This is a genomic window from Vibrio sp. Isolate23, assembly GCF_022398095.1.
In the GTDB taxonomy this organism is placed as follows: Bacteria; Pseudomonadota; Gammaproteobacteria; order Enterobacterales; family Vibrionaceae; genus Vibrio; species Vibrio coralliilyticus_A.
Genome location: NZ_JAKEUV010000001.1, coordinates 59,512 through 82,667, shown reverse-complemented (window position 1 = coordinate 82,667; position 23,156 = coordinate 59,512). Strand labels below are relative to the sequence as shown.

22 protein-coding genes and 9 tRNA genes are annotated in these 23,156 nt (G+C 46.8%); 24 read left to right on the top strand and 7 right to left on the bottom strand.

Annotation, left to right across the window (positions count from 1 at the left end):
* Positions 1-57: 57 nt before the first annotated feature.
* The 5 genes from L1D31_RS00445 (at position 58) to ruvX (ending at position 3,626) form a co-directional block, all read left to right on the top strand.
* On the top strand, positions 58-762 hold the full coding sequence (locus L1D31_RS00445; protein ID WP_239835139.1) for an endonuclease: 705 nt from the start codon (positions 58-60) through the stop codon (positions 760-762).
* 108 nt (positions 763-870) lie between these two features.
* On the top strand, positions 871-1,602 hold the full coding sequence (gene rsmE, locus L1D31_RS00440; protein ID WP_239835138.1) for a 16S rRNA (uracil(1498)-N(3))-methyltransferase: 732 nt from the start codon (positions 871-873) through the stop codon (positions 1,600-1,602).
* A gap of 13 nt (positions 1,603-1,615) precedes the next feature.
* Positions 1,616-2,566, top strand: coding sequence for a glutathione synthase (gene gshB, locus L1D31_RS00435; protein ID WP_239835137.1), 951 nt, complete (start codon positions 1,616-1,618; stop codon positions 2,564-2,566).
* Positions 2,567-2,622: 56 nt separating this feature from the next.
* A complete protein-coding gene (locus tag L1D31_RS00430) occupies positions 2,623-3,186 on the top strand; it encodes a YqgE/AlgH family protein (RefSeq protein WP_239835136.1) in 564 nt (187 codons plus the stop codon).
* 17 nt (positions 3,187-3,203) lie between these two features.
* Positions 3,204-3,626, top strand: a complete 423-nt coding sequence (gene ruvX / locus L1D31_RS00425; RefSeq protein ID WP_239835135.1) for a Holliday junction resolvase RuvX — start codon at positions 3,204-3,206, stop codon at positions 3,624-3,626.
* A 98-nt stretch (positions 3,627-3,724) separates the two neighbouring features.
* On the opposite strand, the gene L1D31_RS00420 is transcribed toward ruvX, so the two are convergent.
* Both L1D31_RS00420 and L1D31_RS00415 read right to left on the bottom strand, forming a co-directional pair.
* Positions 3,725-4,831, bottom strand: a complete 1,107-nt coding sequence (locus tag L1D31_RS00420; protein ID WP_239836349.1) for a PilT/PilU family type 4a pilus ATPase — start codon at positions 4,829-4,831, stop codon at positions 3,725-3,727.
* Positions 4,832-4,842: 11 nt separating this feature from the next.
* A complete protein-coding gene (locus L1D31_RS00415; protein WP_239835134.1) occupies positions 4,843-5,880 on the bottom strand; it encodes a type IV pilus twitching motility protein PilT in 1,038 nt (345 codons plus the stop codon).
* 24 nt (positions 5,881-5,904) lie between these two features.
* On the opposite strand from L1D31_RS00415, the gene L1D31_RS00410 reads away from it, so the two are divergent.
* From L1D31_RS00410 to hemW, 7 genes are all read left to right on the top strand, one after another.
* Complete coding sequence (locus L1D31_RS00410) at positions 5,905-6,621, top strand: YggS family pyridoxal phosphate-dependent enzyme (protein WP_239835133.1); 717 nt, start codon at positions 5,905-5,907, stop codon at positions 6,619-6,621.
* A 26-nt stretch (positions 6,622-6,647) separates the two neighbouring features.
* The gene (gene proC / locus L1D31_RS00405; RefSeq protein ID WP_239835132.1) at positions 6,648-7,466 is read left to right on the top strand and encodes a pyrroline-5-carboxylate reductase; all 819 of its coding nucleotides are present in this window, start codon (positions 6,648-6,650) and stop codon (positions 7,464-7,466) included.
* Between the two features lie 38 nt (positions 7,467-7,504).
* Entirely contained in the window at positions 7,505-8,062 is a 558-nt protein-coding gene (locus L1D31_RS00400; RefSeq protein WP_239835131.1) for a YggT family protein, read from the top strand.
* A complete protein-coding gene (gene yggU / locus L1D31_RS00395; protein WP_239835130.1) occupies positions 8,062-8,352 on the top strand; it encodes a DUF167 family protein YggU in 291 nt (96 codons plus the stop codon). The genes L1D31_RS00400 and yggU overlap by 1 nt, the downstream gene beginning before the upstream one ends.
* Before the next feature lie 195 nt (positions 8,353-8,547).
* On the top strand, positions 8,548-8,979 hold the full coding sequence (locus tag L1D31_RS00390; protein ID WP_021458447.1) for a DUF4426 domain-containing protein: 432 nt from the start codon (positions 8,548-8,550) through the stop codon (positions 8,977-8,979).
* A 39-nt stretch (positions 8,980-9,018) separates the two neighbouring features.
* The gene (locus L1D31_RS00385) at positions 9,019-9,621 is read left to right on the top strand and encodes an XTP/dITP diphosphatase (RefSeq protein ID WP_006958269.1); all 603 of its coding nucleotides are present in this window, start codon (positions 9,019-9,021) and stop codon (positions 9,619-9,621) included.
* Positions 9,621-10,799: a radical SAM family heme chaperone HemW gene (gene hemW, locus L1D31_RS00380; protein ID WP_239835129.1), complete on the top strand. Its 1,179-nt coding sequence runs from the start codon at positions 9,621-9,623 to the stop codon at positions 10,797-10,799. The genes L1D31_RS00385 and hemW overlap by 1 nt, the downstream gene beginning before the upstream one ends.
* A gap of 92 nt (positions 10,800-10,891) precedes the next feature.
* Here the strand turns inward: hemW and glsB are convergent, their stop codons facing one another.
* Together glsB and trmB are read right to left on the bottom strand one after the other, a co-directional pair.
* Positions 10,892-11,812 (bottom strand): glutaminase B, encoded by a 921-nt coding sequence (gene glsB / locus L1D31_RS00375; protein WP_019277252.1) that lies wholly within the window; start codon positions 11,810-11,812, stop codon positions 10,892-10,894.
* 100 nt (positions 11,813-11,912) lie between these two features.
* On the bottom strand, positions 11,913-12,632 hold the full coding sequence (trmB, locus tag L1D31_RS00370; protein WP_006958272.1) for a tRNA (guanosine(46)-N7)-methyltransferase TrmB: 720 nt from the start codon (positions 12,630-12,632) through the stop codon (positions 11,913-11,915).
* 187 nt (positions 12,633-12,819) lie between these two features.
* Between trmB and mutY the strand changes: the two genes are divergently transcribed.
* From mutY to L1D31_RS00310, 12 genes are all read left to right on the top strand, one after another.
* Positions 12,820-13,875 carry an A/G-specific adenine glycosylase gene (gene mutY, locus L1D31_RS00365; RefSeq protein WP_239835128.1) on the top strand — a complete coding sequence of 352 codons (1,056 nt, stop codon included), beginning with the start codon at positions 12,820-12,822 and terminating at the stop codon, positions 13,873-13,875.
* 19 nt (positions 13,876-13,894) lie between these two features.
* Positions 13,895-14,167, top strand: coding sequence for an oxidative damage protection protein (locus L1D31_RS00360; RefSeq protein WP_006958274.1), 273 nt, complete (start codon positions 13,895-13,897; stop codon positions 14,165-14,167).
* Positions 14,168-14,241: 74 nt separating this feature from the next.
* Entirely contained in the window at positions 14,242-15,378 is a 1,137-nt protein-coding gene (gene mltC / locus L1D31_RS00355) for a membrane-bound lytic murein transglycosylase MltC (protein ID WP_239835127.1), read from the top strand.
* 103 nt (positions 15,379-15,481) lie between these two features.
* Positions 15,482-15,557 (top strand) — tRNA-Phe (locus tag L1D31_RS00350).
* A gap of 54 nt (positions 15,558-15,611) precedes the next feature.
* A tRNA-Thr gene (locus tag L1D31_RS00345) sits at positions 15,612-15,687 on the top strand.
* Positions 15,688-15,694: 7 nt separating this feature from the next.
* Positions 15,695-15,770, top strand: a tRNA-Phe gene (locus L1D31_RS00340).
* A gap of 37 nt (positions 15,771-15,807) precedes the next feature.
* Positions 15,808-15,883: transfer RNA gene (locus tag L1D31_RS00335), tRNA-Asn, on the top strand.
* A gap of 363 nt (positions 15,884-16,246) precedes the next feature.
* A tRNA-Phe gene (locus tag L1D31_RS00330) sits at positions 16,247-16,322 on the top strand.
* A 53-nt stretch (positions 16,323-16,375) separates the two neighbouring features.
* Positions 16,376-16,451, top strand: a tRNA-Thr gene (locus L1D31_RS00325).
* Between the two features lie 18 nt (positions 16,452-16,469).
* Positions 16,470-16,545 (top strand) — tRNA-Asn (locus L1D31_RS00320).
* 39 nt (positions 16,546-16,584) lie between these two features.
* Positions 16,585-16,660 (top strand) — tRNA-Thr (locus tag L1D31_RS00315).
* Positions 16,661-16,664: 4 nt separating this feature from the next.
* Positions 16,665-16,740, top strand: a tRNA-Asn gene (locus L1D31_RS00310).
* A 253-nt stretch (positions 16,741-16,993) separates the two neighbouring features.
* Here the strand turns inward: L1D31_RS00310 and tldD are convergent.
* Genes tldD through L1D31_RS00295 form a run of 3 tightly spaced genes read right to left on the bottom strand, consistent with a single transcriptional unit; the run spans position 16,994 to position 23,155 of the window.
* Positions 16,994-18,439 (bottom strand): metalloprotease TldD, encoded by a 1,446-nt coding sequence (gene tldD, locus L1D31_RS00305; RefSeq protein ID WP_239835126.1) that lies wholly within the window; start codon positions 18,437-18,439, stop codon positions 16,994-16,996.
* 9 nt (positions 18,440-18,448) lie between these two features.
* The gene (locus L1D31_RS00300; RefSeq protein ID WP_239835125.1) at positions 18,449-19,267 is read right to left on the bottom strand and encodes a carbon-nitrogen hydrolase family protein; all 819 of its coding nucleotides are present in this window, start codon (positions 19,265-19,267) and stop codon (positions 18,449-18,451) included.
* A 9-nt stretch (positions 19,268-19,276) separates the two neighbouring features.
* Complete coding sequence (locus tag L1D31_RS00295; protein WP_345772822.1) at positions 19,277-23,155, bottom strand: YhdP family protein; 3,879 nt, start codon at positions 23,153-23,155, stop codon at positions 19,277-19,279.
* Position 23,156: the final 1 nt, after the last annotated feature.

Below are 23,156 nucleotides of genomic sequence, written 5' to 3'. Positions count from 1 at the left end.
ACCCCAACAAATGCATGTTAGACTGCGATAAGTCATACTTTTCTAATACTTATCGACATGAAACTTCGTGCATTTTTTATTTGCTTGACCTTACTTATTGCTTCATCTCAGGCACTTTCTGCCCCTCCATCTTCGTTTTCGAAAGCCAAGAAAGAAGCGCTGAAGATATACGCGGATCATCCCACCAGCTTTTATTGCGGATGTGATATCGCCTGGCAGGGAAAGAAAGGTATTCCTGATTTAACCTCATGTGGCTACTCAGTAAGAAAGCAACAAAAGCGTGCCTCCAGAATTGAATGGGAGCACGTAGTTCCCGCATGGCAGTTTGGCCACCAACGACAATGCTGGCAGTCTGGTGGTAGAAAGAACTGCACCAAAAACGATCGTACCTTTCGCTTAATGGAGGCAGATCTACATAACCTCACCCCCGCTATCGGTGAAGTTAATGGTGACCGATCTAATTACCATTTCAGCCAGTGGAATGGCGTGGATGGCGCCACCTATGGTCAATGTGAAGTGCAGGTTAACTTTAAACAACGCAGAGTTATGCCGCCAGATCGCGCTAAAGGATCGATTGCTCGTACTTACCTGTACATGAGTGAGGAATACGGATTTAAGCTGTCAAAACAGCAAACCCAACTCATGACCGCTTGGAACAAACTTTACCCAGTAGACACATGGGAGTGTGAACGTGAACGCAGAATATTCAATGTTCAGGGCAACCATAACCCTTTCGTTTTTCAAGCATGCCAAGCTTTGTAATAAGCATTAATGAATTCTAGACCTATGTATAGGCTGCCCCTTGTTTTTTAGCCATAAAGCATCCATGTTAGGGGTTCATTCTCAATTGTCTTCCCGGATACAAAGCTGATGCGAATTCCTCGAATTTATCACCCTGAACCTATCACCCAACTTGGCAGTTTAGCGCTTAGTGAAGACGCAGCCGGCCATGTAGGCAGAGTCTTGCGGATGAAGGTTGGACAGGAAGTGTTACTTTTTGATGGCTGTGGCGCTGAGTTTCCAGCCGTAATTGAAGAAGTCACCAAGAAGTCCGTCACGGTGAACATCACTGAACGTGTTGAACACAGCAGCGAGTCACCGCTGGACCTGCATTTAGGTCAGGTCATTTCTCGCGGGGAAAAGATGGAGTTCACCATTCAGAAGTCCGTAGAACTGGGCGTTAATACCATTACTCCACTGATTTCTGAGCGCTGTGGCGTCAAGCTGGATCAAAAACGTTTCGAGAAAAAGCTCGCTCAATGGCAGAAAGTTGCCATCAGCGCTTGCGAGCAAAGTGGACGCAATATCGTTCCGCAGATTCGCCCTATCATGCAGTTAGATGAGTGGTGCGCCGAAGACTATGACGGCCTTAAACTCAACCTTCACCCCAGAGCAAAATACTCAATCAATACGCTGCCAGCGCCGGTCGAGAAAGTTCGCCTGTTGATCGGCCCCGAAGGTGGCTTATCCGCAGAAGAGATCGAGAAAACCCGAGAATATCAATTTGAAGAGACTCTGCTAGGCCCACGCGTATTACGCACAGAGACCGCAGCTCTTACCGCAATTACTGCCCTTCAAGTTCGCTTTGGCGACCTTGGTTAAACGGAGAAAAACCATGATCAAATTAGGTATCGTGATGGACCCTATCGAGTCCATCAACATCAAGAAAGACTCTAGCTTTGCCATGATGCTTGAAGCGCAGCGCCGCGGCTACGAAATCCACTACATGGAAATGCATGATCTGCACCTAGACCAAGGTGTTGCTGTTGCAGACACCAAAGTAGTGGAACTCAAAGAAGCTCCAACTGGCTGGTTCCAGTTTAAGTCAGAGCAAACTATTGAGTTGTCAGAGCTTGATGCTGTTTTGATGCGTAAAGATCCTCCTTTCGATACTGAGTATATCTACGCGACCTACATTCTTGAGCGCGCAGAAGAGAAAGGCACATTGATCGTCAACAAACCTCAGAGCCTGCGTGACTGTAACGAAAAGCTTTTCACAGCCTGGTTCCGAGAGCTTACCCCAACCACGATCGTGACCCGCAAAGCAGAGAAGATTAAACAATTCCGCGAACAGCACGGAGATGTGATCTTAAAACCATTAGATGGCATGGGTGGTGCATCTATTTTCCGAGTCAAAGAGAACGATCCAAATGTTTCTGTGATTATCGAAACCCTGACTAACCACGGTCAAAACTATGCGATGGCACAAACATTCGTTCCTGATATCAGCAATGGCGACAAAAGAATTCTGGTTGTAGACGGTGAAGCAATGCCATACTGCCTGGCACGTATTCCGGCAAAAGGCGAAACGCGTGGCAACCTTGCGGCGGGTGGTACCGGTGAAGCCCGACCACTGAGCGAAACAGATAAACAGATCGCAGCGGCTGTAGCGCCTACACTTAAAGAAAAAGGTTTGATCTTTGTAGGCCTAGACGTCATTGGCGACAAGTTGACTGAGATTAATGTAACCAGCCCGACTTGTATTCGTGAAATTGAGGCTGCGTTTGATATCTCAATCACGGGTAAATTGATGGATGCCATTGAGCGCCGTCTCAATAAGCAGTAATTTACCCACAGGATCATTGGGCGATCATGTATTGCCCACTATACGCTGGAGTAACTATGAATTTAACCAACCACTTTTTAGTTGCTATGCCGGGGATGAAAGATCCCTACTTCCAACGCAGCGTTATCTATGTGTGTGAGCACAACGATGATGGCGCAATGGGTTTAATGATTAATGCTCCAATCGACATCACAGTAGGGAAAATGCTCAAACAAGTTGACGTTGAAGCGGCTCAACCTCAACTGAAAGTCGGCAGTCTTGCGAAACCTGTTCTCAATGGCGGTCCGGTTTCAGGAGATCGCGGTTTTATTCTTCACCAACCAAAAGATCATTATGAGTCCAGCATTCAGATGACTGACTGTATCTCTGTTACAACTTCTAAGGATATTCTCGCGGTACTCGGTACAGAAGCCGAACCACCAGAGTACATTGTTGCATTAGGTTACTCAGGTTGGGAAGCTGGTCAGTTGGAGAGCGAGCTTTCGGAAAACTCTTGGTTAACTATTGAAGCTGACCCTGATGTCATGTTTAACACACCAATCAATGAACGTTGGCAGAAAGCCGTGCAGATGCTTGGCATCGACGCGTCTCAACTGTCCAGTGATATTGGTCACGCATAACCTCACTACTAAAATTTATGTCTAGAACAATTATGGCTTTTGACTTTGGCACTAAAAGTATTGGCAGTGCCATTGGTCAGGAGATTACAGGCACGGCATCACCGCTGAAAGCCTTTAAAGCCAACGATGGCATTCCCAACTGGGACGATATTGAAAAACAGCTCAAAGAATGGCAACCCAACCTGCTGGTTGTCGGCTTGCCAACGGACCTTCACGGCAAAGCTCTGGAAACTATTACTCCTAGAGCGAAAAAGTTTGCTAATCGCCTTCACGGCCGTTTTGGCCTTCCTGTCGAGCTGCACGATGAACGCTTATCCACTACAGAAGCTCGCTCAGATCTGTTCAGTATGGGCGGCTACAAGGCGCTCAGCAAAGGGAATGTCGACTGTCAGTCAGCGGTCGTTATCCTTGAAAGCTGGTTTGAAGCGCAACACGGCTAAGCGAGAAAACAGAAAGGGTTGGCACATTGCGCCAACCCTTTACATTTCAGCACTACAAATAGAGCACGATAGAAAATATCTATAATCCTCAAACGGCTCTAGTCCATATCAATCTTCACATCTGCCAGAGCACCACCTCCGAAGCTTTCACCTCGTTGAGTCTTGAGCATAATACGCAGGTCATTGGCTGAATCCGCACTGTGCAGCGCATCTTCTTCAGTAATTTTGTCATTCACCACCAATTGGTAAAGCGCCTGATCAAACGTCTGCATACCCATTTCCTGAGATTTCGCCATGGTTGACTTGAGTTCATGCAGATCACCGCGTCGAATGAGATCCGATACTCGTGGGCTGTTGAGTAAGATTTCAAAAACGCCATGACGACCTTGGCCGTTTTTATCTCGAATCAACTGCTGGCCGATAACACCTTTAAGATTCATGGAGAGATCAAACAGGAACTGCTCTTTTTGCTCTTTCGGTACAAGATGCAGAATCCTTTCCAAAGCTTGGTTAGCATTATTGGCGTGCAAAGTCGCCATACACAGATGGCCCGTTTCGGCGAAGGTCATCGCGTACTCCATGGTCTCTCGCGAGCGGATCTCACCGATCAAGATCATATCAGGAGCCTGACGCAAAGAGTTCTTCAGCGCGACTTCATAACTTTCTGTGTCTAAGCCGACCTCACGTTGCGTTACTATGCATTTCTGATGCTCATGAACAAACTCAATCGGATCTTCCACCGTCAGAATATGGCCGCTGCGCTCAGTATTTCGATAGCCCGTCATCGCTGCCATTGTTGTGGATTTACCAGAACCTGTGGCACCCACAACTAACACCAAACCACGCTTGGCAATGGAAAGGTCTTTCAGAGTTTCGGGCAGTTTTAAGTCATCAAATGTGGGTATGGTGGTTTCAATTCTACGAATAACCGCACCGGGTAATTCTCGCTGGTAGAAAGCGGACACACGAAAGCGACCAAAATCTCGCACTACGGCAAAGTTCGATTCTCGGCTGTGGTTATAGTCACTCTGACGCTCCTCATCCATGGTGCTGTGGAGTAGCGTCAGCACTTCGGCTTCCGATAAGCTCTCTCCATGCGGTCTCAGCTCTCCATCAACACGATAAAGTATCGGCGCGCCAACAGTGATGTATAAGTCTGACGCTTTCTCAGTCAGCATGCCTTGCAGATAAGCATTGATATCCATCATGACCTCTCTCAGAACAGACCTTGCTCAACTTCAATTTTCTTCGACACTTCTTCAGCATCAACCAGACCTTGAGCAATCAACTGTTTCGAGTGCTGCTCCATGGTCTGCATACCATGTGCTGCACCTGTCTGGATCACAGACTGCATTTGCGCCACTTTATCTTCGCGGATCAGGTTACGAATCGCAGGCGTTGCCATCATGATTTCATGACAAGCCGTTCTCCCGCCTCCAATGCGCTTGAGCAATTTCTGCGCAATCACCGCACGCAGAGACTCAGAAAGCATGGAACGCACCATGCCTTTATCGCTGCCCGGAAAAACATCAATAATACGGTCGATAGTTTTCGCCGCCGAGCTGGTGTGCAAAGTACCAAACACCAAGTGGCCGGTTTCAGCAGCGGTCAGCGCTAGACTGATCGTTTCCTGATCACGTAACTCGCCTACTAGAATAACATCAGGGTCTTCACGTAGAGCACTGCGCAGCGCGTTATTAAAACTATGGGTATTACTATGAACTTCGCGCTGGTTGATGAGACATTTGTTATTGGCATGCACAAACTCAATCGGATCTTCAATCGTAAGGATATGCTTGTTATGGTGGCGGTTAATATGATCCACCATTGCTGCCAATGTCGTCGATTTACCAGATCCCGTTGGCCCTGTGACCAAAATCAGGCCTTTTTCCATGTTAGCAATACTTTCAAAGATGGCCGGTGCATCCAACTGCTCTAAAGTCGGGATATCGGTTGGAATGGTACGGAAAACCGCCGCACAACCTCGTGACTGATTAAAAGCATTAACCCTGAAACGGCCAACGTCTGGCAGCTCAAAGGAAAAGTCGACTTCGAGACGCTCTTCAAATTCACTACGCTGAGCATCATTCATAATGTCAAACACCAAACGATGCACTTCAGAATGGTTGAATGCTGGTACGCCAAGCTTTCTTACTTCTCCATCAATGCGTACCATGGGAGATACACCAGCAGAAAGATGTAGATCTGAAGCATTATGCTTTACACTAAAATCCAGTAATTCAGCGATATCCATTTAAAATCCTTAATAAAGTTAGCTATGAGTAGTATTCAACAAAACATTGAACAGATCACCTCACAGATTGAAGCGGCACAACAAAAGTGTGGACGCCCTCTAGGCTCAGTGCAACTTCTGGCGGTGAGTAAAACCAAGCCTTCTGAAGCCATTTTAGAAGCGGCTCGCGTCGGTCAGGTCGATTTTGGCGAGAATTACGTGCAGGAAGGTGTTGATAAAGTTGCGTATTTCGCTGAAAACCACCCTGAATTAACCCTAGAATGGCACTTTATTGGTCCAATTCAGTCCAACAAAACACGCTATGTTGCGGAAAGCTTTGCCTGGGTGCATACCGTTGATCGCGCTAAGATTGCCCAGCGGTTAAATGATCAAAGGCCTCAAGAAATGGCGCCTCTGCAAGTTCTTATTCAGGTCAATACCAGCAGTGAAAGCTCTAAATCTGGCGCCAGTGATGACGAAATCTTTGCTTTGGCAGAGTTGATTTCTTCTTTGCCAAACCTCACGTTAAGAGGATTGATGTCAATCCCGGCCAACGTTTCAGACTATCAGTCTCAGCTTGCCGCTTTTCATCATCTAGCTGAACTAAAAAGCCGATTGGCGCAACGCTATCCGCATCTCAACCTCGATACGCTTTCTATGGGTATGAGTGGTGACATGGAAGCAGCGATTGAAGCAGGAAGTACCATGGTCCGTATCGGTACCGCTATTTTTGGCGCGCGTGACTACAGCAATAAAGCTTAATTAGTAAGACAGGAAGAACAGACTCAATGGAACATAAGAACATTGCCTTTATCGGCGCAGGTAATATGGTCAAGGCTATCGTCTCTGGATTGGTATCTGGGGGATATCCCGCTGAAATGATCACAGCGACAGCCCCATCTGAAACTCGACGACTACCGCTGGAGAAGGATTTCGCCATTAAGACCACCAGCGACAACCTAGCCGCTGCTAGCGAGGCGGATGTCATCGTTCTTTCTGTAAAGCCACAAATGATGGCAGAAGTATGTAAACCGCTTCAATCGATCGACTGGTCAGGTAAATTGGTTATCTCGATTGCTGCAGGCATCAGCAGCCAGCGTCTGTGCGAGATGCTCAATCACAACCTAAACATCGTTCGCGTTATGCCAAATACGCCAAGTCAACTTGGCTTAGGAATGAGTGGCCTATACGCCCCTTCTTATGTTTCTGAGCAAGATAAAGCGTTTGCCGCTGAGCTAATGGAGTCATGTGGCAAGGTCTGCTGGGTGGAGCAAGAGTCCGGCATTAATAACATCATCGCAGCAGCAGGTAGTGCTCCAGCTTACTTCTTCCGCTTTATGGAAGCGATGCAAAGTGAAGCCATTGCTCAAGGTTTTGATAAAGAGACAGCGCGCCTATTAGTTCAGCAATCCGCACTGGGCGCGGCAAGTATGGTCGTCGGCAACCCTGAAGTTGAGTTGTCTACACTGCGCGAAAATGTGACCTCAAAAGGCGGCACGACGGCAGAAGCGCTACGCACATTCAACGAACACCAACTTTCAGATATAGTAGCGAAAGCGATGCAAGCTGCCGTAGCACGTGCTGAAGAGATGGAAAAACTGTTTTAATTAGATTGAGCTATAGCTCTACGAAATAAGGGTAACCTATGAATTCAATAAGTTTTCTGATTTCCACCCTGTTTGATCTCTACATCATGGTGGTGATCTTACGTATTTGGTTGCAAGCTGCACGTGCAGACTTCTACAACCCATTCTCACAATTTATCGTCAAAGCCACTCAACCAGTGATTGCACCGCTGCGTAGGGTTGTGCCTTCAGTTGGTGGTATCGATCTGGCCACTGTACTCTTTGCCTATGTGCTGTGCGTATTGAAATTTGTCGCTCTGATCCTGCTTGCCTCCAGTGGCGCTGTTTCCTTCAGTGCAGAATTTTTCTACCTTGGTCTGCTATCCCTCATCAAAGCCGCTGGTGGCTTACTATTTTGGGTGCTACTTATCCGAGCTATTCTGAGCTGGGTAAGCCAAGGACGAAGCCCTATCGAGTACGTATTTCACCAACTAACTGAGCCTATGCTGGCGCCGATTCGTCGTGTGATTCCAGCCATGGGTGGCTTCGACTTAAGTGTGCTGGTTTTGTTTATTGCTCTGCAGTTTGCCAACTTCCTAATGGGCGATCTCATTGGTCCCGTTTGGTTCCAGCTATAATGGCAAAAGCCGCTTGGTTAGAAGGTGATGCTCTCCTACTCAGGCTCTACATTCAGCCCAAAGCAAGCAGAGATAAGCTGATTGGGCTGCATGGCGATGAAATAAAAATCGCCATCACAGCCCCGCCTGTAGACGGAAAAGCCAACGCTCACCTGAGCAAATATCTGTCCAAACAGTTCAAAGTAGCAAAAGGGCTAGTCACCATAGAGAAAGGGGAACTCGGGCGACATAAACAAGTCCGAATCCAGTCCCCAACTCATATCCCCGAAATAATAAAGGCCATCTTGTGATGGTCTTTTTTAATTCGCATCACGAAAGGCGCACTCTCAATACTTCACATTAAAAGCACGGCATAAGTCACCATAGTCAATCTAAAAACCTTCACAGCATGAAGATCCAAACGTATGATCAGGTGTAAAACAACCAGCACGAAGCAAGATGATTCGCGCTGCTTTTCCTCTGTAGTCAATCCTTAAGGAAGCACAATGAAAAAATGGATCACATTAGCGCTGGCCAGTCTTTTAGCCCTACCCACATGGGCGGGTCAGTTTAAAACCATCAAAGATGTCGAAGTTCACTACTCCGCATTTAACTCGACTTTCTTAACTCCTCAAGTTGCTCGTAGCTATGAGCTGAAACGAAACGGCTACTCAGCGATCATTAATATCAGTGTGTTAGATAATTATCAGGCTGGTAAACCAGCTATAACCGCAAAAGTTAGTGGCAGCGCGAAAAACTTAATCGGTCAAACTAAGACACTTGAGTTCCGTGAAATAAAAGAAGGCTCTGCGATTTATTACCTCGCTGAATTCCCTATTTCGGACGAGGAAAACCTAACATTCAATATCGATGTTAATGCTGGTAATAAAGGCACGGGCAGATTAAAGTTCACCCAGAAATTTTATGTGGAAGAGTAACGGCTAAACGCCCTTCCCAATATAGGCACAAACAAGATTATGAATGCACAAAAAATTGTCCTAGCGACAGGTAATCAAGGCAAGGTTCGTGAGATGGCCGATCTGCTGGCAGATTTCGGTTTCGATGTCGTGGCACAAAGCGAATTTAATGTCTCAGAGGTTGCTGAAACTGGCACAACATTTATTGAAAACGCCATCATCAAGGCGCGTCATGCAGCGAAAGAAACTGGATTGGCGGCCATTGCCGACGATTCAGGCCTTGAAGTTGACTTCCTAAAAGGAGCGCCGGGCATCTACTCTGCACGTTATGCCGGAGAAGGTGCGAGCGACCAGCAAAATCTAGAGAAGCTGCTTGATGCAATGCAAGGCGTTCCGCAGGAGCAACGTACTGCACGCTTCCATTGTGTATTAGTACTAATGCGTCACGAATTAGATCCAACGCCGATCGTCTGCCACGGTAAGTGGGAAGGTCGTATTCTGACCGAAGCTCAGGGCGACAATGGTTTTGGTTACGATCCGGTTTTCTTCGTCCCAGAAGATAACTGTGCTTCAGCAGAGCTTGAACCAACACGTAAAAAGCAACTTTCTCACCGTGGTAAAGCGCTTAAGCAGTTGTTTGCGACACTTTCTGAGCAGCAATAATGAGCCAGTTGATTCCACCAGCGCTGAGTCTTTATGTCCACATCCCTTGGTGTGTACAAAAGTGTCCGTATTGCGACTTTAACTCGCACGCGTTAAAAGCCGACATCCCAGAGCAGGAGTACATCGCTGCTCTGCTGGAGGACCTTGATACTGATATCGAGCGTTATCAGCTTAAAACCAACCCACGGGCACTCCACTCCATATTTATCGGTGGAGGGACGCCAAGTCTCATCTCAGCGCAAGGAATCGCTGATCTACTTGCTGGCATAGAAAAAAGAATCGCGTTTAAAGACGAGATTGAAATCACCATGGAAGCGAATCCGGGCACGATTGAAGCGGAGCGCTTCGCTGGCTATCGTAAAGCTGGTGTGACGAGAATTTCGATTGGTGTGCAGAGCTTCGAACAGCAGAAGCTCGAACGTCTAGGGCGCATCCATGGTCAGGATGAAGCCGTCAATGCCGCGAAACTGGCTCACAAGATTGGTTTAAACAGCTTTAATCTTGACTTAATGCACGGTCTGCCAGATCAAACCGTAGAGCAAGCCCTCGCAGATCTGGACAAGGCGATTGAGCTTAACCCGCCACATCTTTCGTGGTATCAGCTCACTATTGAACCCAATACAATGTTCCACTACAAGCCACCTGTTCTGCCCGATGATGATGACTTGTGGGACATTTTTGAACTCGGCCACCAAAAGCTGGCTGAAGCGGGTTACGTCCAGTACGAAATCTCCGGCTACAGTAAGCCAGAATATCAATGCCAACATAATCTCAACTATTGGCGTTTTGGCGACTATCTCGGCATTGGCTGTGGCTCGCATGGCAAACTCAGTTTCGCTGATGGACGTATCATCCGTACGACTAAGATCAAGCACCCGAGAGGCTATCTGGCTGCATATCAGAATATGGTGAAGCCCTACCTAGACAGTGAAGCCGATGTCGCTAGCGAAGATCGCCCTTTCGAATTCTTTATGAACCGGTTCCGTTTGATGGAAGCCTGCCCAAAGCAAGACTTCTTGGATACCACCGGCTTGAGTTTTGAATCGATTCAGGAAACCATCGACTGGGCGAAAGAGATGCAATACCTCAGCGAGTCTGATACGCATTGGCAAATCACTGAAAAAGGAAAGCTGTTCCTTAACGATTTGCTAGAAGCGTTTATGGCGGAAGAGGAATAAAAGACTGGAATAAATATAAAGGGTTGACGATATGGTCAACCCTTTTTGTTTTTCATCGTTCAAAACTTGTCTCCGCTGCCTCGGAGCGAAGTTTAGAATATCGAGCGGCCAATTCGTTCAGCGAGTAGCTCTAGTGCTCTGGTCCCCGCGAGAGAGTTACCTGAAGGGTCTAGCTCTGGAGACCAAACCGCAATCGTCATCTCTCCCGGTACGATAGCGATGATCCCGCCACCAACACCAGATTTCCCTGGCATACCGACTCGGTATGCAAACTCCCCAGCACCATCATACAAGCCACATGTTGCCAGCAAAGCGTTAAGCTGCTTAGTTTGAGTAGGCGTCACCACAGGCTTGCCTGTTTGTACTGAAGTGCCTTTATTAGCCAGATAGCTGAATGTTTTCGCTAAATCGACACAGCTCATCTTCAAAGCACACGCATGGAAGTAGTTATTCAGAACAGGGATAACATCATTGTCAAAGTTGCCAAAAGAGCGCATCAGATAAGCAATCGCCGCATTGCGATCGCTGTGCATCATCTCTGATGCTGCAACTATCTTGTCATAACAGATATGAGTATCGCCCGACAGCTGACGGACAAATTCCAGCAAGCGTTGTCTCGGCGCAGACAGGCGGCTTTGCAGCAAATCGGCAACCACTATTGCCCCAGCATTAATGAAAGGGTTACGTGGAATCCCCTGCTCCATTTCTAGCTGAATCAGAGAGTTAAACGCTTGACCAGAGGGTTCTTTACCTACCCGAGCCCAAATCTCATCAGGAGTATATAACCCCATTGCTAACGTTAAACTTAACGCTTTAGAAATGGACTGAATTGAAAAAGGTTCATCGGCGTCACCAGCTTTGATCACTTCTCCCTTATTGGTGAAGACAGCAATTGCCAGTTTGTTAGCCGGAACTTTGGCCAGCGCAGGAATATAATCGGCTACTTTTCCCTGACCGATAAGCGGCCTAACCTCTTGCAGAATGTCGGCTAAAATTTCTTTTGTCGGTTTCATTACTTACCTATATTTCAAAGGCTTATTATTTTTCTTGTAGGGACAAAAAAGCCAACATCAAAATGTTGGCTTTCTCATTCGCTTTTATTTCGCGGGTGACTTAGCTAACACGCTTAAACTTAATGTCCCACACTCCGTGACCTAAACGGTGACCACGTGCTTCAAACTTGGTCAGAGGACGATCTTCCGGACGTGGAACAAAGTCACCATCCTCGGCGATGTTCTCATATCCAGGCGCTTGATTCATCACCTCAATCATATGTTCTGCGTAATTTTCCCAGTCTGTCGCCATGTGGAAGATGCCTTCACCAACTGAGAGTTTTTGGCGCACCATTTCAGCAAAATCTAGCTGTACGATACGGCGCTTGTGGTGGCGCTTCTTGTGCCATGGGTCCGGGAAGAATAATTGCAGTGTTGCTAGGCTGCTGTCTGGGATCATGTTAGCAAACACTTCCACAGCATCATGACACATCACTCGTAAGTTGGTCAGGCCAGCTTCACGTGCATCAGCAAGACACGCACCCACACCTGGGCTATGCACTTCGATACCAAGGAAGTTCTTCTCAGGGGCATTTTTCGCCATTTCAACCAGTGATGCCCCCATACCGAAACCAATTTCCAGTACCACAGGGTTGTCGTTACCAAACACTTCTTTCCAATCAAGAAGCTTTTCTTGGTAATCAATCCCCATTGTCGGCCAGCATTCATTCATTGCGCTTTCCTGACCTTTGGTCAAACGGCCTTCACGACGCACAAAGCTGCGCACTTTGCGTATCAGTTTACCGTCTTCATTGTATTCGTTAGTGGTCACTTCACTCATGATTCTGCCTGTCTAAAAATTGCTCTCGACTTAAAGGGATTGTGATTATCCAAAGAATCGACACTGGTGCAAGTATTTTAGGTCATTTCACGCAGAATAAACCCTTACTCTTTATCAGTTGTACTTTAACCTGTATCTGTGGTGCAATTTTAGCTAACCCAATAAATATAAAATTACCGAGCAAGTCGTGACTCCTTTTGCTAACGCCATCCTAGAATGGTACGAAGACTACGGAAGAAAAAGCCTTCCGTGGCAACAAGATAAAACTGCGTATAGTGTCTGGCTGTCTGAAATCATGCTTCAGCAGACTCAGGTCACTACCGTGATTCCTTATTACCAGCGTTTTCTCGAACGCTTTCCGACCGTTGTTGACCTCGCCAATGCAGAGCAAGATGAAGTGCTTCACCTATGGACAGGGCTCGGCTATTACGCACGAGCGCGTAACTTACATAAAGCTGCGAAGATTGTGGCAGAGCAATATCAGGGCGAATTCCCTCTCGATCTCGAGCAGATGAACGCCCTACCGGGTATAGGCCGCTCTACCGCGGCGGCTGTATTGTCATCTGTCTATAAACAGCCACACGCCATTTTAGACGGCAATGTGAAACGTACACTGGCGCGCAGCTTTGCTGTTGACGGCTGGCCAGGGCAAAAGAAAGTCGAGAATCAGCTTTGGCAGTATGCTGAAGAACACACTCCCGACACCGATGTCGATAAGTACAATCAGGCAATGATGGATATGGGGGCCATGGTGTGCACTCGCAGTAAGCCCAAATGTACACTGTGTCCGGTATCTTCATTTTGCGCTGCATACAAACAAGCTAACCCTCTCGACTACCCTGGTAAAAAGCCGAAAAAAGAAAAGCCAGTCAAAGAGACCTGGTTCATTATGCTGCATCACCAAGGGTATGTATGGCTGGAGCAACGCCCACAGTCGGGGATTTGGGGCGGGCTATTCTGCTTTCCAGAACACTCTGAAGCCCAACTCGATCATCAACTGACAATACGTGGTGTCCTTGATAAGGACATTCAACGTCGCGATCAGTTGATTGCTTTTCGCCACACCTTTAGTCATTACCATCTCGATATCACACCAATTTTGGTAGACCTATCAAAGCAACCTGACGTGGTGATGGAAGCAAACAAAGGTCTTTGGTATAACTTATCGCAACCTGAAGAGATAGGTTTGGCCGCTCCGGTAAAACAGCTACTGGAAAGCCTGCCTTTCGAACTTCAATATTGATTAACTCTAAGGAGTCGTTATGAGCCGCACTGTATTTTGTGCTCGACTACAAAAAGACGCAGAAGGTCTGGATTTTCAACTGTACCCAGGTGAACTCGGTAAGCGTATTTTTGACAACATTTCTAAGCAAGCTTGGGCAGAGTGGCAACACAAGCAAACCATGCTGATCAACGAGAAAAAGCTCAACATGATGGATCCTGAGCACCGTAAATTGATTGAAACAGAGATGGTCAACTTCCTGTTTGAAGGTAAAGATGTCCATATCGAAGGCTACACGCCACCAAGCGAATAAGGTTTTCCCTTTAGGTTAAGGATAGAGAGAATGACATCAACGCGTTGCTTTGATGTCATTTTTTTAGGATAAATATGAAGAAGTTAGCTTACTTTTTTCTGGCAATGATACTCACTGGTTGTAGCCGTGAGTTTATTGAAAACATCTATGATGTAAACTATGAACCCACCAATCGTTTTGCCAAGAACCTAGCCGAGCTACCCGGCCAATTTCAAAAGGATACAGAAGCCCTTGACGCCTTAATCAGCAGCTTCTCCGGTAACATTGCAAAACGCTGGGGACGCGGAGAAATTAAGTTTGCTGGTAAAAGTAACTATGTAAAGTACATCGACAATTACCTTAGTCGTTCGGAAGTCAATTTCGACAAAGGCACCATTATTATCGAAACCGTTTCGCCTACTGACCCAAAAGGCCACCTTAAAAATGCGATTGTTACCACTCTACTAACCCCAGATGATCCTGCAAACGTCGATTTATTCTCTTCCAAAGATATCAAGCTAGAAGGTCAGCCGTTCCTATACCGTCAGGTCGTCGATCAAGATAACAAACCTATTCAATGGTCATGGCGAGCGAACCGTTTTGCCGATTACCTGATCGCCAACAAGCTCAAAGTCAAAGATGTCGACTTCAAAAAAGCCTATTACGTTGAAATTCCTATGGTTGAGGAACAATTTGAAATTCGCAGCTATAAATATGCGGATATTGTCCAACGCGCTTCACGCCGTTACGGTATACCTGAAGATCTGATTTATGCGATTATCAAAACAGAAAGTAGCTTTAACCCGTATGCAGTAAGCTGGGCCAACGCCTACGGTCTGATGCAGGTGGTGCCTAAAACCGCAGGGCGCGATGTATTTAAGTTGGTGAAAAAGAAATCCGGACAGCCGTCTCCAGAATACTTATTCAACCCAGAAAATAATATCGATACCGGTACTGCGTATTTCTACATTCTCAAAAGCCGTTACCTAAAAGATGTCCGTCATCCTACTTCTCTAGAGTACAGCATGATCTCCGCTTACAACGGTGGCACTGGCGGAGTACTCAATACCTTTAATCGTAGTGACAGAAAACGAGCAATGCGCGACCTCAATTCACTACAACCAAATCAGGTTTACTGGGCACTGACCAAAAAGCACCCCAATGCAGAAGCTCGTCGTTACTTAGAAAAAGTCACAAAATTCAAAAAGGATTTTAACGCTGGTAAATCATAAGCACTAAAAACGCCTAAATTATCGGCACTCAACCACTTTTTTGAATTTTTTTCTAAAAACAAGTTGACGGCAAGACGGAAAATCCGTTTAATAGCGCTCCGTTGCCCGGATAGCTCAGTCGGTAGAGCAGAGGATTGAAAATCCTCGTGTCGGTGGTTCGATTCCGCCTCCGGGCACCACAATTTCGTTATTGTTGGTGCCTAGCACGAACAGTTAGTAAAAGAATACAGTGTGCCGACTTAGCTCAGTAGGTAGAGCAACTGACTTGTAATCAGTAGGTCACCAGTTCGATTCCGGTAGTCGGCACCATTCTTTTGCCTCGATAGCTCAGTCGGTAGAGCAGAGGATTGAAAATCCTCGTGTCGGTGGTTCGATTCCGCCTCGAGGCACCATTATTTGGTGTTTATCTGAAGAGATGACACAAATAATTCCCCCTTAGTTCAGTTGGTAGAACGGCGGACTGTTAATCCGTATGTCGCAGGTTCGAGTCCCGCAGGGGGAGCCATATTAGAAAAAGCCTCATCACATGATGGGGCTTTTTCATATCTAATGCTCCAGCTTTGTCTCAGACCTAGCCGGCCGTGTTGAGTCCCAACATAGGACCATATTAGAAATAGCTCAGGTCACTTTTCCTTTAGGCGCAGATTCTGTAGTCAAACAAGTGAAAAGCACTCTTTAGAGCATACTTTTTTGTCTCTTTAAAACCACTATTCCCTACTCTCTCAAGTATAACTTCTGTTGCTAGCTATACACTTCTTATTCGAAATGAGCAAAAACAGCCCATTAAGTATAGAAAAACAACAAACGATATTTTTTTTGCAATTTAATGTTGACCTCTAAGACGAAAAGCCTTTTAATACACCTCGTCGCCCGGATAGCTCAGTCGGTAGAGCAGAGGATTGAAAATCCTCGTGTCGGTGGTTCGATTCCGCCTCCGGGCACCATAATTTATTAATTGTTGGTGCTCTGCACGAACAATAGTTAAAGAATACAGTGTGCCGACTTAGCTCAGTAGGTAGAGCAACTGACTTGTAATCAGTAGGTCACCAGTTCGATTCCGGTAGTCGGCACCATTTCTTTAAACGAATAATTCCCCCTTAGTTCAGTTGGTAGAACGGCGGACTGTTAATCCGTATGTCGCAGGTTCGAGTCCCGCAGGGGGAGCCATATTCAATCGATGAGCAAATGCTTGTTGATTAAAAAGGCGCCGACTTAGCTCAGTAGGTAGAGCAACTGACTTGTAATCAGTAGGTCACCAGTTCGATTCCGGTAGTCGGCACCATTATTCCCCCTTAGTTCAGTTGGTAGAACGGCGGACTGTTAATCCGTATGTCGCAGGTTCGAGTCCCGCAGGGGGAGCCATTTTCAAGAAGCCAAGTCGAAAGACTTGGCTTTTTTCGTTTTTAACTGCGACTTACTTGTTCCAAAGTAAATGTCTCAGAGCTGGCTGGCCGCATTGAGTCCCGTAGGGGAGCCACATTAGAAAAAGCCTCAGCTATGAAAGCCCCTTTCTTCACATATGAAAATAGCGAACCAAAAACAAAAACTACGAAACTGAAAAAGGGCTGGCACGTAGGCGCCAACCCTTTATAAATAGCTATATTTCTTGAGGCTATTACTCAGTGCCGCCCACCGTCAAAGAATCCAGCTTCAATGTCGGTTGTCCTACTCCCACAGGCACGCTCTGACCCGCTTTACCGCAAACACCCACACCTCTGTCAATACTAAGGTCATTACCGACCATAGAGACTTGCTGCATCGCTTCAATACCTGAACCGATCAGTGTCGCACCTTTTACAGGGCGAGTAATCTTACCGTCTTCAATCAAGTAGGCTTCTGAAGCAGAGAAGACGAATTTACCGGAAGTGATATCCACCTGACCACCACCAAAGTTTGGTGCGTACAGTCCCTTCTTCACTGTTGAAATAATCTCTTCTGGCGTGTGCTGCCCCGGAAGCATGTAGGTGTTGGTCATACGTGGCATTGGAAGGTGCGCATAAGACTCACGTCGGCCATTACCCGTCGGCGCAACGCCCATTAAACGTGCGTTGTGCTTATCCTGCATGTAACCTTTAAGTACACCATTTTCAATCAAGGTGTTGTATTGTCCCGCAACCCCTTCATCATCAATATTGAGAGAACCACGCAGATCTTTTAGAGTGCCATCATCAACAATGGTACAAAGATCAGACGTCACTTTTTCTCCGACCTTTCCACTAAACACAGAAGATTCCTTACGGTTAAAGTCGCCTTCCAACCCGTGGCCTACGGCTTCATGAAGCAGGACACCAGGCCAGCCTGAGCCTAATACAACCGGCATCGCACCCGCTGGTGCAGCTTCAGCTTCAAGGTTAACTAACGCCATACGAATCGCTTCATCAGCGTAGTGATAGGCTACTTTGATACCCTGCTCTTCAGTCAAAAAGAAGTCATAACCAAATCGACCACCTCCGCCAGCGCTGCCTCGCTCACGACGTTCGCCTCGCTGAGCCAATACACTAATAGACAAACGTACCAGTGGGCGAATATCTCCGGCATAAGTGCCGTCTGTTGCGGCGACAAGCATCTGCTCATGTACACCGCTTAAGCTTACCGACACTTCTTTAATCAAAGGCTCTTTGGTACGGATATACGCATCCAGTTCTTTCAGCAGCTGTGTTTTTTGTTCTTTCTCCCAGCTCTCAAGTGGGTTTACTGCAGCGTAAACCTGTTGATTGTCACTGCGCTTAAATGCCTGAACCTGAGCATTCTGCCCCTGCTGAGCAATGCCACGAGCCGCAATCGCACTTTGCTTTAAGCCTTCAAGCTGAATTTGGTCTGAGTAGGCGAAACCTGTTTTCTCACCAGCAACCGCTCGTACACCGAGACCACAGTCGATGTTAAACGAGCCATCCTTGATGATACTGTCTTCCAGAACCAATGATTCATGCCAGCTCGACTGAAAATAGATATCTGCGTAGTCAATCTGACGACTGGCAATGCTCGCTAAGGTCTCTGCAATGTCTTGCTCGGTCAGACCAGCCGAGTTTAGCAATGCATCTTCTACTTGGTTTATTGTCATACTTCGCTCTTAAACATGTAAATAGTTTTGGAACCGGGTGTGGCTGAGAGTCGGCATCGCCTTACGGATGTCATCTACTCTCTCTAAATCAATATCCACTAACAAATTTTGCGGTTGAGTGTCGAGACGAGCAATCACCTCTCCCCATGGAGACACTACCATAGAATGCCCCCAAGTTTCTCGGCCACATGGATGGACGCCTGTCTGGTTCACAGCGATAACCCAGCTTTGAGTTTCAATTGCACGAGCCCTGAGTAAAGGCTCCCAATGAGCCTCTCCCGTAACCGCAGTAAATGCCGCAGGCACCAGTAATACATTGGCACCTCGTCGCACCAGCTCATTGTATAGCTGTGGAAAACGAACATCATAGCAGATTGTTAAACCTAAATGAGCGATAGGCGTATCGACCGATACAATTTGTTCTCCCGGCTTAAAGGTTTCGGATTCGCGATAACGCTGATGTGAATCGGCAACATCGACATCAAACATATGCAGCTTATCATAGTGTGCGATGAGCTCACCTTGAGAGCTGAAGACTAACGAAGTCGTAGTCACATCATTACCACACCGAATCGGCATGCTCCCGATGACTAAAAAAACAGAGTGGCGCTTAGCTATCTGCGCTAGCTTTGATTGAATCGCTCCCTGATTCAATGGCTCGGCCATCGTGTGGTAATCCGTTCGATTACCAAACACTAGGCAGTTTTCTGGGGTGACTACCAGCTTTGCTCCCGATTTAGCTAAATCAGAGACTTGCTGTTGGATATAGGCCAGATTTTGTTGAGGATCTGGTCCTGAGGTCATTTGAATTAGTCCCACTCGTTCCATGAGCGCTCCTTACTCTTTCGTTGCTTCGCGTAAATTTTCCGGCAGCTTAAACTCACCTTTGCTTCGCGACAGCTCTTTAACCACTGGCGCATCCAGCGGGCCTTTGACTTCGTAGTTAACCTGAGTAAAGACCTCGACTACAGGTGAAATCACCGTGGTAATAGCCAAAACATACAAAGCGGTTTGCGGTGTGACAGCAAACGCTGTCAGCACTGGGATACCCGATGTAATATCAGGAACAAAGTTTACCTCCGCATCCACAGTACGTGAGTTTAAGTTGGCCAACCCCTTAATGGTCATCTCACCTGCAACAGCATCCATCTTAATATCATTAGTCAGAAAGATACCATTTTTAATCTCACCGCTGCCGGTAATGGAGTTGAACGCCATGCCGTTGTCGAATACATCACTAAAATCGAGCTGCATTTTTCGAATAATGGAATCTAAGCTAAAGAGGCCGAGTAGCCGCGCTGCCCCACTCACATCTGAAATTTGACCTTTACCTAGCTGAGTCGATACATGCCCTTGGAGAGTATCGACCCTCATCGACCATGGAGAACCATCCCACTCAATTTTTGAGTCAATCTCAAACGGCGCTTGCTGAATGCCAGACGTTATGCCGAAGCGCTCCATCACATCGCTGTTGTTTTCACCGGACATCGCGATATTAAAATTGGTGTGACTGGTTTCTTTTGTCAGTCGCCACGAACCATTCATATCCACCTTATTCGCGCCGCTTTGGAAGGAGAGTTTTTTCCACTCAAGGCGGTCTCCTTGACGCTGAAGATCTAAGTGAGTTTTCCCCACTTTATAGCCTTGTAGCCAGAAATCATCGATAGTAAGCGTGATATTGGGTATCTGCTCATGGAAGGTTCGCTCAAAATCACTGATCAACTCTTTCTGATCTTTGCCTGCTTCAAACAACGACGTATCTTTATACTCTGTATCTAACGCTGGGATATAGACATGTAACCTATCGAGCGCGATGGAGAGATCATAAGGTTCAATATAGCTTGCCTCACCTGCGACCTCTTGGCTTTCAAGGCTCATATGCCAACCCAGATTTTTGCGCTTAGCGGTGAAATCAACATCATTCCATTCTATCCCCGCCAAAGTCAGTTCCCCAACATCCAACTCCAATCGATTTGGCATCGGAATTTCGGGCGTATTCATAGTGTTCAGAACCGCTTTATGGGTACTTGGTGTGGGGGGAGAAAGGCGTTCAACCCACTGCTCAATATCTAACTTATCCGTGCGGATCTGAACTTGATGACCCGCTACCGGGCTCATTTTAAAACTGCCTTTACCTAAAATCAGGTTCGTTGCTTTTAACACCGGAGTCTCTGGGCGAATGTCAATTTCAGCCTGATACTTCAAATTCGGCAACTGAAGACGAGCCGTAATACTTTCCTGATTCCCCGAGGCTTGCATACTGGCTTCACCAGCTTGATGTAATTCTTTATTGAGTGGATAAGGATAGTGACTGCTCACCAGCTTCAGGTCAGCACGAGTATCCAGTTGGTAAGTAAAGCCGACATCATTAAGCTGAATATCAACTCCCATTCGCCACGGTGCATGACCATCAAGAGGCTCAGTCCAACGCCCGCCTAGATAAGGTGTCAGAGGTTTCAAATCCCAATCACCAACCGCATCAATATTTACGCTGTAGCCTTGGCCTGCATTTTCACCAGCAAAGTCTATCGCTACAGGTTGTTTCAACAAGTGCGCTGACAAACCTGCCGCACTGACGACGTCATTATCAAATTCGACTCGGCCTGAAACCGTTTCGAGTGCTACTGGAGGCGTCTCAATTGTAACCTGATTTTCATCCAAGTCAGCGAAGCCCCAAGCTCGTACTTCCTCATCAGAGCTAAACGGTATATTGAGCTTAAAGCTGGATGTCACTTTGCCATCCACCTGTACCGCTGTTAAAGCAGCCCCTACAGAATCAACCAATGGCGTCGCCGTCATATAATCTCGAACGGCATTACCTTGTGCGACTGCACTCGCTTCTATTTCGATATGACCACCGGGAGCAAGCTCAGGTATACGGCCAGTAATTCTAGTGGCCTCTACATCCATTAAAGTTGCACTGCGTGAATCGAGGTACATAGCATCGTTTTGGAAGAGTAGATCTAGTTGTAAATCTGTGATGGTGGGCCAAGCTGTATCAAAGCTGAACTGGGCTTGCTTCAACCCAGCCCAAGCCTGAAAAATGCCATCATTATTATGGTAGGGAAAATCCGCTAGCTCACCGTACCATAGTAACTTGGCCGTATTCACTTTTCCGCCTTGAATCGCCGTCGAAAGGTAATCGGTTAAGTCTCGCCCAAGGGCCAAAGTCGGCAAGTAACGCCAAGTTTCCCCTGCATTATATACATCGGCTTCGGCGTAAAATGACAGAAACGGGCTTTTATCATTGGGAAAATCGAGTCTAAACGCACCGAGCACCTGAAGATCGGGTGTAGCCGCCGTTACCTTATCCGCCCACAAACTCCAGCCATCTTTGTGGTTCTGCCAAACCATATCCACTTGGCCTTGCTTGATGTTCAACGGAGCCTGAAAGACCTCTCCATAAGGCAATACATCATCAATTAAGGTCACACTGGCTTGAGCTTGATGAACATCACCTGATATTTTCGCCGCAAGCTGATGAATACCCGGCAGCAACTCCCATTGCTTCATAGAGCCATCAATAAGCTCTGCTGAGTATTTGAGTGAATCCAAAGCTTCACCGCTCATCGAAACCCGAATATCTTCTACTAAGCCTCCAAGGGCTAAAGTCTCCAAGAGCTGAGTCGTTTTTTTGGATTCTGGCGCCAGTTTAACCAAAGGCAGGATAGCACTAAGATCAAGTTGAGAGATGTTGAGCAACCAGTGTTCTGGCTGCCACTGATAAGCCATATCTAGCTCAGGCCATGGTTCACCATCCGTTTGTAACTGAAGTGAGTGAGCATTAACTTGCCAACCTTTCCCTTTAGGCTCCAGTTGTAAAATACCCGACTCTATTAACAGCTCGTGTTCTTTTCCTTCTTTCCATGTCAGTTCTGAAGGTTCGAGCGCAACATAGGCATTAGTCGGTTTATTGTTCTGTAACGTAATCCAGCTATTTAAACTAACCTGACCTTTCTCTATCCCTGTTTCAGTCTTGAGGTACTTGGTTAGCCAAGGCGTTACTAAAACATTATCCACGGCCAAGTAGAATTCACCGCTCACTTCCGCTAGTGAACCATGATCGACAAAGTTAGCTTTAACCTGAGCAGAGTTTAGGTTGCTGTGAGCAATGCTAATCTCACCGTCTGCGATGTGGCGTCTGCCTTTGTTTTGCCAGAATAACTTCACTATTTCCAGTTCACGCTTTGAACCATCAATTCCCTGCAGGAATATTTCAGAATCCACCAGAGAGAAGCTATCTAGCTGACGCAGGAGAAGCTGATCTAATTGCTGAACAACACTCTTCTGCTCTCCTTGCGGTTGCATGGCCGCTTTCTCACCCGACTTGACCCATTCGATGGAGCTGATATCCAATTTGAGGTTATGGATACTGAGGTCAGCAATCACTGGGCGCCTATCAATGAGAGACTGAATGAGATCAAATTCGACTTCAACCGTTTGTGCCGAAAAGTGAATACCACTACTTTCAGGCGTCTTCGCGCGTACATTTTGTAGAGAGACCGAAGGGTGCGTATTGCGCCAGAATCCACTGATGTTATCAATGTCGAAGTCCAGCTCTGAGCCTTGGTTGACCCAGCCCTGAATCTCACTTTGGAAGTGATTAAGCTGTGGCAAAGTAATGCGCAACGTGGTGATGGCAACAGCCATGGTGACCAATACCGTCACCAAGAGCCACATTAATACCTGAATTAAGCGTCTCGCTATGGTGTTCACA

Coding starts and splice junctions, on each gene's coding strand:
- L1D31_RS00445 (WP_239835139.1), top strand. CDS start 58: ATGAAACTTCGTGCATTTTTTATTTGCTTGACCTTACTTATTGCTTCA.
- rsmE (WP_239835138.1), top strand. CDS start 871: ATGCGAATTCCTCGAATTTATCACCCTGAACCTATCACCCAACTTGGC.
- gshB (WP_239835137.1), top strand. CDS start 1,616: ATGATCAAATTAGGTATCGTGATGGACCCTATCGAGTCCATCAACATC.
- L1D31_RS00430 (WP_239835136.1), top strand. CDS start 2,623: ATGAATTTAACCAACCACTTTTTAGTTGCTATGCCGGGGATGAAAGAT.
- ruvX (WP_239835135.1), top strand. CDS start 3,204: ATGTCTAGAACAATTATGGCTTTTGACTTTGGCACTAAAAGTATTGGC.
- L1D31_RS00420 (WP_239836349.1), bottom strand. CDS start 4,831: ATGGATATCAATGCTTATCTGCAAGGCATGCTGACTGAGAAAGCGTCA.
- L1D31_RS00415 (WP_239835134.1), bottom strand. CDS start 5,880: ATGGATATCGCTGAATTACTGGATTTTAGTGTAAAGCATAATGCTTCA.
- L1D31_RS00410 (WP_239835133.1), top strand. CDS start 5,905: ATGAGTAGTATTCAACAAAACATTGAACAGATCACCTCACAGATTGAA.
- proC (WP_239835132.1), top strand. CDS start 6,648: ATGGAACATAAGAACATTGCCTTTATCGGCGCAGGTAATATGGTCAAG.
- L1D31_RS00400 (WP_239835131.1), top strand. CDS start 7,505: ATGAATTCAATAAGTTTTCTGATTTCCACCCTGTTTGATCTCTACATC.
- yggU (WP_239835130.1), top strand. CDS start 8,062: ATGGCAAAAGCCGCTTGGTTAGAAGGTGATGCTCTCCTACTCAGGCTC.
- L1D31_RS00390 (WP_021458447.1), top strand. CDS start 8,548: ATGAAAAAATGGATCACATTAGCGCTGGCCAGTCTTTTAGCCCTACCC.
- L1D31_RS00385 (WP_006958269.1), top strand. CDS start 9,019: ATGAATGCACAAAAAATTGTCCTAGCGACAGGTAATCAAGGCAAGGTT.
- hemW (WP_239835129.1), top strand. CDS start 9,621: ATGAGCCAGTTGATTCCACCAGCGCTGAGTCTTTATGTCCACATCCCT.
- glsB (WP_019277252.1), bottom strand. CDS start 11,812: ATGAAACCGACAAAAGAAATTTTAGCCGACATTCTGCAAGAGGTTAGG.
- trmB (WP_006958272.1), bottom strand. CDS start 12,632: ATGAGTGAAGTGACCACTAACGAATACAATGAAGACGGTAAACTGATA.
- L1D31_RS00360 (WP_006958274.1), top strand. CDS start 13,895: ATGAGCCGCACTGTATTTTGTGCTCGACTACAAAAAGACGCAGAAGGT.
- mltC (WP_239835127.1), top strand. CDS start 14,242: ATGAAGAAGTTAGCTTACTTTTTTCTGGCAATGATACTCACTGGTTGT.
- tldD (WP_239835126.1), bottom strand. CDS start 18,439: ATGACAATAAACCAAGTAGAAGATGCATTGCTAAACTCGGCTGGTCTG.
- L1D31_RS00300 (WP_239835125.1), bottom strand. CDS start 19,267: ATGGAACGAGTGGGACTAATTCAAATGACCTCAGGACCAGATCCTCAA.